General features: G+C 69.9%; 10 protein-coding genes and 2 pseudogenes. 6 read left to right on the top strand and 6 right to left on the bottom strand.

Annotation, left to right across the window (positions count from 1 at the left end):
- Positions 1–71: 71 nt before the first annotated feature.
- The gene (locus tag VDQ83_RS10625; protein WP_455434897.1) at positions 72–1,223 is read right to left on the bottom strand and encodes a winged helix-turn-helix domain-containing protein; all 1,152 of its coding nucleotides are present in this window, start codon (positions 1,221–1,223) and stop codon (positions 72–74) included.
- A 236-nt stretch (positions 1,224–1,459) separates the two neighbouring features.
- Here VDQ83_RS10625 and VDQ83_RS10620 point away from each other — a divergent pair, with 236 nt between their 5' ends.
- The 4 genes from VDQ83_RS10620 (at position 1,460) to VDQ83_RS10605 (ending at position 5,819) form a co-directional block, all read left to right on the top strand.
- Positions 1,460–1,903, top strand: a complete 444-nt coding sequence (locus tag VDQ83_RS10620) for a MarR family winged helix-turn-helix transcriptional regulator (RefSeq protein WP_455434896.1) — start codon at positions 1,460–1,462, stop codon at positions 1,901–1,903.
- Positions 1,900–3,132, top strand: coding sequence for an MFS transporter (locus tag VDQ83_RS10615; RefSeq protein ID WP_455434895.1), 1,233 nt, complete (start codon positions 1,900–1,902; stop codon positions 3,130–3,132). Before VDQ83_RS10620 ends, VDQ83_RS10615 begins: the two co-directional genes overlap by 4 nt.
- A 489-nt stretch (positions 3,133–3,621) precedes the next feature.
- Positions 3,622–5,415, top strand: coding sequence for a PAS domain S-box protein (locus tag VDQ83_RS10610; protein ID WP_455434894.1), 1,794 nt, complete (start codon positions 3,622–3,624; stop codon positions 5,413–5,415).
- A gap of 8 nt (positions 5,416–5,423) precedes the next feature.
- Positions 5,424–5,819 carry a response regulator gene (locus VDQ83_RS10605; protein WP_455434893.1) on the top strand — a complete coding sequence of 132 codons (396 nt, stop codon included), beginning with the start codon at positions 5,424–5,426 and terminating at the stop codon, positions 5,817–5,819.
- A gap of 191 nt (positions 5,820–6,010) precedes the next feature.
- On the opposite strand, the pseudogene VDQ83_RS10600 reads toward VDQ83_RS10605, so the two are convergent.
- Positions 6,011–6,220, bottom strand: a pseudogene (locus tag VDQ83_RS10600) ((R)-mandelonitrile lyase); the annotation flags it as partial.
- On the opposite strand from VDQ83_RS10600, the pseudogene VDQ83_RS10595 reads away from it, so the two are divergent.
- Positions 6,220–6,543 (top strand): annotated as a pseudogene (locus tag VDQ83_RS10595) (MFS transporter); the annotation flags it as partial. The pseudogenes VDQ83_RS10600 and VDQ83_RS10595 sit on opposite strands and share 1 nt — an antisense overlap.
- Here VDQ83_RS10595 and VDQ83_RS10590 read toward each other — a convergent pair.
- The 4 genes from VDQ83_RS10590 to VDQ83_RS10575 are packed head-to-tail and all read right to left on the bottom strand — an operon-like array spanning position 6,491 to position 13,074.
- Entirely contained in the window at positions 6,491–7,222 is a 732-nt protein-coding gene (locus VDQ83_RS10590) for a TetR/AcrR family transcriptional regulator (RefSeq protein ID WP_455434892.1), read from the bottom strand. The pseudogene VDQ83_RS10595 and the gene VDQ83_RS10590 sit on opposite strands and share 53 nt — an antisense overlap.
- 2 nt (positions 7,223–7,224) lie before the next feature.
- Positions 7,225–8,712 carry an AdeC/AdeK/OprM family multidrug efflux complex outer membrane factor gene (adeC, locus tag VDQ83_RS10585; RefSeq protein WP_455434891.1) on the bottom strand — a complete coding sequence of 496 codons (1,488 nt, stop codon included), beginning with the start codon at positions 8,710–8,712 and terminating at the stop codon, positions 7,225–7,227.
- 1 nt (position 8,713) lies between these two features.
- A complete protein-coding gene (locus VDQ83_RS10580; protein ID WP_455434890.1) occupies positions 8,714–11,863 on the bottom strand; it encodes an efflux RND transporter permease subunit in 3,150 nt (1,049 codons plus the stop codon).
- A gap of 14 nt (positions 11,864–11,877) precedes the next feature.
- The gene (locus VDQ83_RS10575; protein ID WP_455434889.1) at positions 11,878–13,074 is read right to left on the bottom strand and encodes an efflux RND transporter periplasmic adaptor subunit; all 1,197 of its coding nucleotides are present in this window, start codon (positions 13,072–13,074) and stop codon (positions 11,878–11,880) included.
- A gap of 138 nt (positions 13,075–13,212) precedes the next feature.
- Between VDQ83_RS10575 and VDQ83_RS10570 the strand changes: the two genes are divergently transcribed.
- A complete protein-coding gene (locus tag VDQ83_RS10570) occupies positions 13,213–13,815 on the top strand; it encodes a TetR/AcrR family transcriptional regulator C-terminal domain-containing protein (protein WP_455434888.1) in 603 nt (200 codons plus the stop codon).
- Positions 13,816–13,910 lie beyond the last annotated feature (95 nt).

The following is a 13,910-nucleotide window of genomic DNA, read 5'->3' as shown; positions in this document are numbered from 1 at the left end:
CGCGCATCGTTCGGGCGGCTTGGTCAAGTTCGCACAACCCGGCGGCACACGGACGCGGCAAGTGCGCCTCGCTATTGCAGATGGAAGCGCTCGAAACGCTGCAGCGCCGCCTCGATCGCGCGCTTCAGCGCGGGCCGCTGCGGCACCAGCCAGGTCCATTTCTGGATCAGCAGCCTGCCCGCCTGGCGGTCCATCTTCAGGTCGAGCGCGGCGACGATGCGGTCGCCGACCAGCACCGGCAGCGCGAAGTAGCCGAGCACCCGCTGCGCCGCCGGCACGTAGGCCTCGAAGCGATGTTCGTAGCCGAAGAACTGCTGCAGCCGCTTGCGCTGGATCACCAGCGGATCGAACGGCGACAGCAGATGCGCGACGGTCTCGTCCGGCACAGGCGGCGCGTGCTCCAGCAACGCCGGCTCGGCCCACAACGCCGCCTGCTCCTGGCCCTGCAGATGCACCGGGAGCAGCCGCCCGGCGGCGACCGCGGCGGCGATCAGCGCACGCACCGCGGGCTTGGCGCCGGCGTTGCCGTAGCAGATCGCATCCACGCCGACCAGGCCCTGCGCGCGCAGCGCACGCTCCAGCAGATAGCGCGCGTACTGCGCGTCGCTGGCCGGGCGCGGGCGCCGGGTCCAGCCGAAATGGCGCGCGGCCAGCTCGTAGGTCTTGAGCATGCCGCTGCGCTGGCTGACCACCAGGTCGCCGCTGAAGAAGCCGTAGCGCAGCGCCGCCCGCGACGGCTTGCGGCTGCCCCACGGATGGGTCTTCTCGACCAGCACGTCGTCGTCGATGTCGCGGATCGACAACGGCCCGTCGTTGCGGATGCGCCGCAGCAGCCTGGCGTAGTCGGCCGGATCGATCCTGCCGGCCGCGTCCGTCTCGGCGCGGTAGCGCGCCATCTGCGCCACGTACATGCGGTAGTCGGCGATCGGCACGTAGGCCAGCGCATGCGTCCAGTATTCGAACACCGACTTGTCCTGCGACTGCGCCTGTTCCAGGTCCTGCTTGCGGTAGTCGGGGATGCGGCTGTACAGCACGTGGTGGTGGCTGCGCTCGATCACGTGGATGGTGTCGATCTGCACGTAGCCCAGGTGCGCGGTGGCCCGCCGCACCGCTTCAGCGCCGGCGCCGAACGGCGTGGGCGTGGTCAGCCGTTGCGCGTCCAGCCACAGCGCGCGCGCCCGCGCGGCGGCGATGGGGACAGAGGCGGCGTGGGTCTTCGGCATCGGTGCGGCACTCCGGCAGGCGCAAGGCGCCGCAGAGCATAGCAACGTCGGGCGCTACGCGAGCGCGCGTGCGCATGCATGCGTCGTTGCGCCAGGCAGGGTGCACTGCCACCGCTGCAACTGCACGCACCCTGCCCGGCTGGGCCCGTGCTACGCGCGAACGACGGCGACATGCCGCCGTCCCTGCCGACCTTGCGCTTGCCAACTACATGCATATGCACGTACTTTGCCGAACCATGGACGATGCCATCCCCTGCCGCTGCACCTGCTTCCTGTTGCGCCGCGCCGCGCGCCGTACCTCGCAGGTCTACGACCGCGAACTGAGCGCGGTGGGGCTGAGTCTGAACGAGTATTCGATCCTGCGCCGCGCCGGCAGCGCACAGCAGCTCGGCGCATTGGCCGAACGCCTGGGCATGGACCGCAGCACGCTGTCGCGCAATCTCAAGCCGATGCAGGCGGCCGGCTGGATCGAGCAACGCCGCAGCGACGATGCGCGGCAGAAGCTGGTGGTGGTCAGCGCCGCCGGCCGGCGCCTGCTCAAACGCGCGCTGCCGCACTGGGAGCGCGCACAGGCGCGGATCGACGCCCTGGCCGGCACCACCGCCATCGACGCCCTGCACCGCCAGCTGCGGCAGCTGGAACGCGCGTTGGGCGCCGATCGCGAGGACGCCACCGCATGAGCGACGCAGCGCCGCACGCGCAGGCCAGCCGCCACTGGGGCCTGCTGCTCATCGCCTCGGCAACGCTGATGCTGACCATGGGCGCGCGCCAGACCACCGGTCTGTTCGTCGAGCCGATCCATCGCAGCAGCGGCGTCGGCATCGCCGCGATCAGCTTCGCGCTGGCGGTCGGCCAGTTCGTGTGGGGCGCGGTGCAGCCGGTGTTCGGCGCCATCGCCGACCAGCGCGGCCCGCTGCCGGTGCTGTGGCTGGGCGGGATGCTGCTGGCGCTGGGCCTGGGCCTGGCGCCGCTGATGCCGACCGAATGGGGCCTGATCGTCAGCCTCGGCCTGCTCGCCGCGGCGGGCGCCGGCGCCGGCAGCTTCTCGGTGCTGATCGGCGCCACCGCGCATCGGCTCGCGCCGCAGCAGCGCTCGTTCGCCGCCGGGCTGATCAATGCCGGCGGGTCGCTGGGCCAGTTCCTGTTCGCGCCGCTGGTGCAATGGATGATCGGCGCCGCCGGCTGGGCGATGGCCATGACCGGCATGGCGGCGCTGTCGCTGCTGACCCTGCCGCTGGCCTGGCCGCTGCGCGGCAAGAGTCACGCGCAGGCGCCATCGGCGACAGCGGTCGCCGCGGACGGCGGATTGCGCGCGCAGTTGCGCGTCGCCCTGCGCGACCGCAGCTACTGGTGCCTGCACCTGGGCTTCTTCACCTGCGGCGTGCACATCGCGTTCCTGGTCACCCACCTGCCTGGCGAGATCGCGCTGTGCGGGCTGGCGCCCAGCGTCTCGGCGATCGCCATCGCGCTGATCGGCCTGTTCAACGTCGCCGGCAGCCTGGTCGCCGGCAAGCTCGGCGAGCGCGTGCGCATGAAGTGGCTGCTGTTGGCGATGTACGCCAGCCGCGCCGTGCTGATCGCCCTGTACCTGCTCGCGCCGCCGACGCCGCTGACCTTCTACCTGTTCGCCGCCGCACTCGGCTTCACCTGGTTGGCCACCGTCCCGCCCACCGCCGGGCTGATCGGCAAGCTGTTCGGGCCGCGTTACCTTGGCACCCTGTTCGGCCTGACCCTGCTCTCGCACCAGATCGGCGGGTTCTTCGGCGCCTGGCTCGGCGGCGTGGCGCTGGAGCGCTTCGGCGACTACCAGTGGATGTGGTACGCCGACATGGCGCTGGCGGTGGCCGCAGCGCTGGTCAATCTGCCGATCCGCGAGCAGCGCCCCACGCTCGCCGGCGCCGGCGCCTAGGCCCCGTTGTCGCGCAGCATCGGCGGCGCGCGCCGGCAGGAAGTTCATCGGCCGCGAACGAATTTCCGTGACACAAATCCGGAACGCCGCGCCGGCGCAAATACCTTTTGGCAGCACTGCGCCGACACCGGACGTTCGCCAATGGATCGCCACTGCCGGCGACCGCACTCAGGTACGCCGAGGAGGCCGATAGCCACCCTGCCTCGCTCCCACGGCCCTCGGATCGATCGAAACGCACTGGTTTCGCAAGGGCGCCTCAGCGCGCCGCGCGCGTGGTGGAGCGCGAACATGTCGGCCAGCAGCCCGGTCAGCGTGCCGCGGCCGCCGCCGGCCTGACCGGCGCCCCGTTCCCGCAGGCTGCCGGCTTCGGTCCCGCGCTGCCGGCCCTGAGGGACGCGAGTGGCGGCGGGCATGGCCTTGCAGCCATGTGAAGGGCACACACACCTGGAATTAACTAGACTTTGGCCTCTACTCCAGATATCCCTGCCCATGTCCGTCACTGTCGAACCGTTGATCGACACACCCGACGAGTTGTACCAGCCGAACAGCCTGCAGGCGCTGGCCGAGGCCGACCAGGGCGTCCTGGACGCCATCCCCGCCGGCATCTACGTTTGCGCGGCCGACGGCACCATCCTGCGCTACAACCGCCACGCCGCCCGGCTGTGGGGACGCGCGCCGCGATTGGGCGATCGCCATGAGCGCTATTGCGGCGCGCATCGCCTGTTCCTGGCCAGCGGCGAATGGTTGCCGCACGAGCGCACGCCGATGGCCACCGCGCTGCTGACCGGCGAATCCTGCCATGGCCGTGAAGTCGTGGTGGCGCACGAGGATGGCTCGCGCAGGACCCTGATGGTCGACATCGAGGCGCTGCGCGACAGCCACGGCCGCATCACCGGCGCGGTCAACTGCTTCCGCGACGTCACCGAGCACAAGCGAGCCGAGGAAAAAAACCGGCAATACCGGCGGGACCTGGAGGACTTCTTCGAGAACTGCGCGGTTGGGCTGCACCTGGTGGCCGGCGACGGCACGATCGTGCGCGCCAACCAGGCCGAACTGGACCTGCTGGGTTATCCGGCCGAAGAGTACGTCGGGCGCTCGATCCGCGATTTCCACGTCGATGAGGACGTGATCGAGCAGATCCTGCGCGACCTGCTCGCTGGGGAGAAGATCGACAAGCGCGGCGCACGCCTGCGCGCGCGCGACGGTTCGATCCGCCACGTGCAGATCACCTCCAACGCGCGCTACGCCAATGGCGCGTTCGTCAACACCCGCTGCTTCACCGTCGACGTCACCGAACAGCACCTGGCCAACGAAGCGCAGCGCGAGCGCGAGCACCAGTTGCGGCAGATCCTCAATGCGCTGCCGGCGGCGATCTACATGACCGACGCTCAGGGCAAGATCACCTTCTTCAACGAGGCGGCGATCGACTTTTCCGGCCGCCGGCCGGTGCTCGGCAGCGACGAGTGGTGCGTGACCTGGCGCCTGTACGAAGCCGATGGCACGCCGCTGCCGCACGACCAGTGCCCGATGGCCGTCGCGCTCAGGGAACAGCGCGAGATCCGCGGCGTGGAGGCGATCGCAGAGCGCCCTGACGGAACCCGGGTGCCGTTCATACCCTTCCCGACCCCGCTGCGCGACGAGAACGGCACGGTCATCGGCGCGGTCAACATGCTGGTCGACATCACCACCCGCAAACACGCCGAAGAAGAGCAGCAGGCGCTGATCCACGAGCTCAACCACCGGGTTAAGAACAGCCTGGCCTCGGTGCAGTCGATCGCCTTCCAGACCTTCCGCGCCTCGTCCGACCCCAGCGAGTTCCTAGACAAGTTCCAGGGGCGTCTGCTCGCGCTCAGTAAGGCGCACGACCTGCTGACCCGACGCAGCTGGACCGGCCTGGGAATCGACGAGTTGTTCGAGACCGAACTGGGGCCCTACGCGCTCGCCGGCCGCGCACGGATCCGCCGCGACGGACCGGAAGCGGCGCTGTCGCCGCGCATCGCCCTTGCGCTGTGCATGGTGCTGCACGAACTGGCGACCAACGCGGCGAAGTACGGCGCGCTGTCGTGCGAATCGGGGCAGGTCGAGTTGCAATGGACGGTGGACGCCTGCGCTTTCGCCCTTTCCTGGCAGGAGACCGGCGGCCCAGCGGTGGCGGCGCCGGCCACGCGCGGCTTCGGCACCCGCTTCATCGACCGCTGCATCGCCCGCGAACTCGGCGGGGACGTCGAGCTCGCCTTCGAGCCTGGCGGCGTGCGCTGCCGGATGCATTTCCCACTGGACTGAACGCCTTGATGGAAGCAACCGAGCCCCTGCGCGTCCTGATCGTCGAAGACGAGAGCCTGGTGGCGATGATGATCGAGGACATCCTGACCTTGCAGGGTCTGGAGGTGATCGCTAACGTGGCCACGGTGCCAGCGGCGCTGCAGGCGGTCGAACAGGGCGGATTCGACATCGCCCTGCTCGACGTCAACATCGGCGGGCAGCAGGTGTTCCCTGTCGCCGAGGCGATACGCGATCGGGGCCTGCCGCTGGTATTTGCCACCGGCTATGGCCTGCAGGGCATCCGCGAGGACCTGCGCCACCTGCCGGTGGTCGCCAAGCCGTTCTCCCCGGAGTATCTGGTCCGCTGCCTGCGCGCGGCGGCGGACAGTCACGCGCGACCGGCCACCGGGGAAGTGCCGGTCTGATCCGGCAGACCGCTGCCGATGCGCGGGCGTCAGGCGTTCGCGTCCATCCCTCGCTTCTTCGCCACGCCGACACGCCAAGCGGCGGCCTTCGCCGCACCGGCAGCGCTGATGCGCACGCTGCCGGCGCCGGTGACGACGATCCGCCCGCGTCGTCGCGCGCGCGGGCTCGCCCGTTCGCTAGAACGCTGCAGTCACTCGCCGCGGTACTGCTCGTCGGACACCTGCTCCAGCCACGCCACCGGCGATCCGTCCAGCGACTCGGCGATCGCGATGTGGGTCATCGCCACCTGCGCCGTAGCGCCATGCCAGTGCTTCACGCCTGGCGGGATCCACATGATGTCGCCAGGACGGATTTCCTGCGCCGGCTTGCCCCATTCCTGCACGCGGCCGACGCCGGCGGTACTTGGTCGCGCCGCCAACGCCGCTGACCTTCTACCTGTTCGCCGCCGCACTCGGCTTCACCTGGTTGGCCACCGTCCCGCCCACCGCCGGGCTGATCGGCAAGCTGTTCGGGCCGCGTTACCTTGGCACCCTGTTCGGCCTGACCCTGCTCTCGCACCAGATCGGCGGGTTCTTCGGCGCCTGGCTCGGCGGTGTGGCGCTGGAGCGCTTCGGCGACTACCAGTGGATGTGGTACGCCGACATGGCGCTGGCGGTGGCCGCAGCGCTGGTCAATCTGCCGATCCGCGAGCAGCGCCCGCTGTGCGCCGCGCAGCCCGCCTAGGCGGCGCCGGCACCGGCGACGCGGCAGCGGACATCGCATCGGGCCGGTAGCCCTGGACGAACAACGCGACGGCGCTGTCCACGCACGCCGCCGCCGACCGTTCCGGCGCGACCGCCGCACCGGTCAGCAGCACGCGCAGCGCCGGCGCGCCGGCGACCAGCCCGAAGAACTGCGCGGACGCATGCGCCACGTCGGCGATCGCCAACGTGCCGCGCCCGGTCTCGGCGCGCAGGAACCGCTGCATGGCGCGATCGTAGCGTTCGAAGCACAGGTCCCAGTGCGTATCGGCATGCGGCAACGCGAACTGCGTGGACAACGCCAGCATGCGATGGATGGCCTTCGGCAGCGGCCCTGTCGCCATTTCCATCAGCGCGTGCGCCACCGCCGCCAGCCGCGGCTGCAGCGGTCCGGCGGTGGCGAGCAGCGCCTCCCAGCGATCCGGCATCTCGCCCACCATCGCGTCCACGGTCGCGCGGAACAACGCGTCCTTGTTGGCGAAATGCGCGTAGATCGTGGCCTTGGACACGTCCGCGCATGCGGCGATGGCGTCCATGTTGGTGTGGTCGAAGCCGTCGCGGGAAAACAGCTGCCGGGCGGCGCGCAGGATCGCGGCGCGCTTCTCGCGCGTGGCCGCGGGTGCGCGCCGCCGCGGCACCGGCGCGGCGCGGTGCCGCGGCATCGCTAGCGATCCACCGCTGCCGTGGCCTGCGTGGCCGCGGCCATCTCCACCCAGCCGCCACCCAGCGCCTTGTAGAAGGTCACCAAGTTGGTGAAGCGCGACAACCGCGTATCGATCAACGCCTGCTCGGCGGCGTACAGCGTGCGCTGCGCGTCCAGCGCGCCGAGGTAGCTGTCCACGCCGCGCTCGAAGCGCGCCTGCGACAGCCGGTAGCTGTCGGCGGACGCGTCCACCAGCGCCTGCTGCGCCTGCAGCTGGCGGCCCAGCGTGTCGCGCGCGGCGAGCGCATCGGACACTTCGCGGAACGCGGTCTGGATCGCCTTTTCGTAGTTGGCCACGTCGATGTCGCGCTGCGCCTTGGCGATGTCGAGATTGGCGCGGTTGCGGCCGCCGTCGAAGATCGGCAACGAGATGCTCGGTGCGAAGCTCCAGCTGCCCGAGCCGCCCTTGAACAGCCCGGACAGGCCGGCGCTGGCGCTGCCGGCCGAGGCGGTGAGGCTGATGCTCGGATAGAACGCGGCGCGCGCCGCGCCGATGTTGGCGTTGGCCGCCTGCAGGGTGCGCTCGGCCTGCAGGATGTCGGGGCGGCGTTGCAGCAGTTCCGACGGCAGCCCCGCCGGAATGCCGGCCAACACGTTGGCGTCGGCGCTGGCGCTGTCCGGCAGCGCGGTCGGCAGCAGCGCGGCCGGCACCTCGGCACCGGCCAGCAGGCGCAGCGCATTGCGGTCCTGCGCCACCTGCGCGGTGTAGCGCTCCACGTCCACCCGCGCGCTTTCCACCGTGGTCTGCGCCTGCCGCAGGGTCAGCGCCGAGGTCGCACCGAGGTCGAAACTGCGTTGCTGCAGCCGCAAGCTCTCGCTCTGGCTGGTCAGCGTGTCCTGCGCCAACCGCAGCAGGTCCTGATCGGCGGCCAGGGTGAGATACGCCGTGGCGACCTGCGCGATCAGGCTGATGTGGGTGCTGCGCTGCGCCTCGGTGGTGGACAGGAACTGCTGCAGCGCCTGTTCCTTGAGGCTGCGCACGCGGCCGAACAGATCCAGTTCGTAGGCGCTGATGCCCAGCGTGGCGCTGTAGCTGTGCGCGACCGACGGCCGCCCGGTGGCCGACAGATCGCCCGGCGTGCGCGAACCGCTACCGCTGCCGGCCAGGTCCACGCCCGGCGCCAGGTCGGCGCGCTGCACCCGGTACTGCGCCCAGGCCTGGTCGATGGTGAGCGCGGCCACGCGCAGGTCGCGGTTGTTGTCCAGCGCCAGTTCGATCACCTGCTGCAGCTTGGGATCGGTGAACACCGCGCGCCAGCCGATGTCGGCGACCGGCAGCGTGCCGGTCTGCGCGGCACCGGTCTGCGCGCCGCTGTCGACGTCGGCGTCGGCGCCGGCGAAGGCCGCCGGCACCGGCGCAGCCGGGCGCTCGTACGTCGGCATCAGGCTGCACCCTGCGAGCGCGACGGACACCGCCAGCGCTAGCGGGGCGAACAGGAAACGGGACATCTCAGGCTCCTTCCGCGACGCGCGCGGCGGACGGGTCGTCGGGAGTGCCGGCGCGGCGCTTGAACAGGCCGCACACCAGCACGAAGAACAGCGGCACGAAGAAGATCGCCAGGATCGTGCCGGACAGCATGCCGCCGATCACCGCGGTGCCCAGCGCGTGCTGCGCGCCGGAGCCGGCGCCGCTGCCCAGCACCAGCGGCACCACGCCGAGGATGAACGCCAGCGAGGTCATCAGGATCGGCCGCAGGCGCATGCGCGCCGCTTCCAGCGCCGACTCCAGCAGGCTCTTGCCGCTCTCGTGCAGCTCGCGGGCGAACTCCACGATCAGGATCGCGTTCTTGCACGCCAGGCCGATGGTGGTCAGCAGCCCCACCTGGAAGTACACGTCGTTCATCTTCCAGGTCAGGATCGCGCCGAGCAGCGCGCCGAACACGCCCAGTGGCACCACCAGGATCACCGCGAACGGGATCGCCCAACTCTCGTACAGCGCCGCCAGGCACAGGAACACGATCAGGATCGACAGCGCATACAGCATGCCGGTCTGGCCGCTGGACGCCTTCTCCTGCCGCGACAGGCCGGTCCACTCGTAGCCGATGCCCGGCGGCAGCTTGGCCGCCGCGGCCTCGACGATGGCCATCGCTTCGCCGCTGGACGCCGCGCCCGGCAGCGCCATGCCCAGGATCTCCACCGACGGCACGCTGTTGTAGCGCTCCAGCCGCGGCGAACCCATGCTCCAGCTGGCCTTGGCGAAGGAACTGAAGGCGACCATGGTGCCGGCGCTGTTGCGCACGTACCAGCGGTCGATGTCCTCCGGCAGCATGCGGTACGGCGCATCGGCCTGCAGCATCACCTTCTTGACCCGGCCCTTGTCGATGAAGTCGTTGACGTAGGTGCTGCCCCAGGCGCTGGAGAAGGTGCCGTTGATGTCGGCGATCGACAGGCCCAGCGTCTCGGCCTTGTGCGGGTCGATGTCCAGCTTGAACTCGGGCGTGTCCTCCTGCCCGTTCGGGCGCACCGCGACCAGCCGCTTGTCCTGCGACAGCTCGGCCAGCAACTGGTTGCGCGCCTGCATCAGCGCGGCGTGGCCGAGGTTGGCGCGGTCCTGCAGCATCAGGTCGAAGCCAGTCGCATTACCCAGCTCGGACACCGCCGGCGGCGCGAACGCGAACACCTTGGCGTCGCGGATGCCGGCGAAGAACGCACCCGCCTTGCCCGCCACGTCGGTCACGCTCTGGCCCTTGCCGGTGCGCTCGTCCCACGGCCGCAGCTTGACGAAGGCGAAGCCGACGTTCTGGCCGCTGCCGGCGAAACTGAAACCGGACACGGCGAACACGCCGGCGACCGAGTCCTTCTGCTCGACCAGGAAATGCTGCTCGACCTGGCGGATCACCGCATCGGTACGCGATGCGGTGGCGCCCGGCGGCAGCTGCACCAGCACGAACAGCGTGCCCTGGTCCTCGTCCGGCAGGAACCCGACCGGCAGTTTCATGAAGCCGACCACCACCAGCGCCAGCACCACCGCGTAGGCGATCATGTAGCGCCAGCCCTTGCCCAGCATGTGCCGCACGACGCCCTGGTAGCGGCCGTTGCCGCGGTCGAACAGGCGGTTGAACCAGCCGAAGAAGCCGGTGGTGGCCATGCCGTGCTGCTTGGCCGGCTTGAGCAAGGTCGCGCACAGCGCCGGGGTCAGCACCATCGCCACCAGCACCGACAGCGTCATCGCCGCGACGATGGTGATCGAGAACTGGCGGTAGATGACGCCGGTGGAGCCGCCGAAGAACGCCATCGGCACGAACACCGCCGCCAGCACCAGGGCCACGCCGACCAGCGCGCCGGTGATCTGCCCCATCGACTTGCGCGTGGCTTCCTTGGGCGGTAACTGCTCCTCGTTCATCACCCGCTCGACGTTCTCCACCACCACGATGGCGTCGTCCACCAGCAGGCCGATCGCCAGCACCATCGCGAACATGGTCAGCGTGTTGATGGTGTAGCCGAACACGGCCAGCACGCCGAACGTGCCCAGCAACACCACCGGCACGGCGATGGTCGGGATCAGCGTGGCGCGGAAGTTCTGCAGGAACAGGTACATCACCAGGAACACCAGCACCACCGCCTCGATCAGCGTGCGCACCACCTCTTCGATCGAGATGCGCACGAACGGCGTGGTGTCGTAGGGCTTTTGCACCTTCATGCCGGGCGGGAAGAACTTCTCCTGCTCGGCCATGCTGGCGTCGATCGCCTTGACCGTGTCCAGCGCGTTGGCGCCGGTGGCGAGCTTGATCGCCAGGCCCGCGGCCGGCTTGCCGTTGTAGCGGCCGACGGTGTTGTAGCTCTCGCTGCCCAGCTCGATCCGGGCCACGTCGCGCAGGCGCACCTGCGAGCCGTCGGACTGCGTGCGCAGCAGGATGTCCTCGAACTCGGCGGCGGTCTTCAGCCGCGTCTGCGCGGTGATGGTGGCGTTGAGCTGCTGGTTGGCGGCGGCCGGCAGCGCGCCGAGCTGGCCGGCGGAGACCTGCGCGTTCTGCGCCTGGACCGCGGTCTTCACGTCCAGCGGGGTCAGGCTGAAATTGCTCAGCTTGTTCGGGTCCAGCCAGATCCGCATCGAATACTGCGAGCCGAACAGGGTGGTGTCGCCGACGCCCTCGACGCGGCTGATCGCTTCCTGCACGTTGGCGGCCACGTAATCGGACAGGTCCGAGTCGCTCATGCTGCCGTCTTCGGAGGTGAAGGCCAGCACGTTGAGGAAGTTGGTCGCCGACTTGGTCACGGTCACGCCCTGCTGCTGCACCTCTTGCGGCAGCAGCGGCGTGGCCAGCGACAGCTTGTTCTGCACCTGCACCTGCGCGGTGTCCGGGTCGGTGCCGTTGTCGAAGGTCAGGGTGATGGTGACCTGGCCGCTGGACTCGCTGGTGGAGGCCATGTAGCTCAGGTGGTCCAGCCCCTTCATCTTCTGCTCGATGACCTGGGTGACGGTGTCCTCGAGGGTCTTGGCCGAGGCGCCGGGATAGTTGGCGGTGATCGCCACGGCCGGCGGCGCGATGCTCGGGTATTGCGCGATGGGCAGGGTGACGACGGAGAGGATGCCGGCCAGCATCACGATGATGGCCAGCACCCAGGCGAAGATCGGGCGGTCGATGAAGAAACGTGCCATGACGGTCTAGCGCCTCAGTTGGTCGCGCGCGGCGCGGCAGCGGCAGGCGCCGCGGCGGGGGCGGCCTTCGCCTGCCACGGCACGGTCTTGACCGTCGCCCCGGGCCGGGCCCGCGACTGGCCCTCGACCACCAGCTGCTCGCCGGGCTTGAGCCCGCTGCGCACCAGCCATTGGTCGCCGACCGCGCGGTCGGTCTCCAGCACGCGCAGCTGCAGCGTGTGGTCGCGGCCGACCACGTACGCGGTCGGCTTGCCCGCGCCGTTGCGCGACACCGCCTGCTGCGGCACCAGGATCGCCTGGTCCTTCATCCCCTCCTGCAGCACCGCACGCACGTACATGCCCGGCAGCAGGTCCGCGTTCGGGTTGGGGAACACCGCGCGCAAGGTGATCGAGCCGGTGTTCTGGTCGACGGTGACGTCGGAGAACTCCAGCCGTCCCTGCAACGGGTACGGGCTGCCGTCCTCCAGCAGCAGCGACACCTTGGCCGCGGTGGCGTCGGCCTTTTCCAGTTCGCCGCTGGCCAGCGCCTGCCTGAGCCGCAGCAGCGAGGCGCTGGGCTGGGTGACGTCGACGTAGATCGGATCCAGTTGCTGGATCGTGGCCAGCGCCGTCGCCTGGCTGGCGGTGACCAGCGCGCCGGCGGTGACGCTGGACTTGCCGATGCGCCCGGAAATCGGCGCATCCACCCGCGCATAGGCCAGGTTGATGCGCGCGCTTTCCACGTTGGCCTTGGCCGCGGCGACATCCGCCTCGGCCTGCCCGAGCGCGGCATCGGCATCGTCGCTGTCCTGCCGGCTGATCGCCGACACCTTCACCAGTTCGCGGTAGCGCTCGGCCTTCAGCCGCGCGGTGCGCAGCGTGGCCTGCGCCCTGCCGAGCGCGGCCACGTAGCTGTCGTAGGTGGCGCGATAGCTGGCCGGGTCGATCTGGTACAGCGTCTCGCCGGCCTTGACCTCGCCGCCCTCGCGGAACTTGCGCGCCTGGATGATGCCGTTCACCTGCGGCCGCACATCGGCGATCAGGTACGGCAGCGTGCGCCCCGGCAATTCGGTGGTCAGCGCGACCGGGCGCGTGGCGACGGTGACGACGCCCATCTGCGGCGTGCCCTCCTCCGGCGGCGGGCCGCCCGGGGGCGAACCGCAGGCGCTCAACAGCAGGGTGGCCGCCACGGCCAGGGCCGGCGAGAGACGAGAGGACAGGACAGGACGCACGAGGGAATCTCCGGGTGGGAACGCAGGCGGGCGAAATAATCTAAACGGTACGGTTCGGTATACTAATCACGCGATCCGGCGCCGTCAATCATTTCTGCCCTCCCGGTATACTTAAGCGCCCTTCTCCACGGCAGAGCGATGCGCGTCAGGACCGAAGCCAAACGCGAAGCGATCGTCGAAGCGGCGGCCGGCGTGTTCCTGGAGGCCGGCTTCGAGGGCGCCTCGATGACCCAGATCGCCAGCCGCGCCGGCAGCTCCAAACGCACCCTGTACGGCTATTTCCCGTCCAAGGAAGAGCTGTTCGTGGCGGTGGCGCACAGCGTCGCGGAGCGCTTCATGGAGCCGATCCTGGCCGCGCTGATGCAGACCGAGGACGATCTGCCGACCGCGCTGCAGCGCCTGGGCGAGGACGCCCTGGGCTTTCTGTGTTCGGAACAGTCGGTGCAGGTGTGGCAGACCATCATCGGCGTGTCGGGACGCTCCGACATCGGCCTGCTGTTCTTCGAGAGCGGCCCCGACCACGGCATGAGCCGCCTGGGTATCTACCTGCAGGAACAGATGGAGCACGGCCGGCTGCGCCACGCCGACCCGACCACCGCCGCCCGCCACCTGGCCGGGCTGCTGGAAGCGGAAACGCTGATGCCCTGCCTGTTCGGCGCGCTGAAGAACCCGTCGCCGGAGTACCTGCGCGAGGCGACGCGGCGCGCGCTGCAGGTGTTCTTCGGCGGCTATGGGACTTAGCTGGAATGGTGGGTGGCGTATTCGCCAATAGGCGCATTTGTAGGAGCGGCTTCAGCCGCGACAGGCTCTATCGGTAATGCCTGTCGCGGCTGAAG

The sequence above is a fragment of the Xanthomonas sp. WHRI 7945 genome (assembly GCF_035026585.1).
This window is presented reverse-complemented; position numbering and strand designations above follow the sequence as displayed.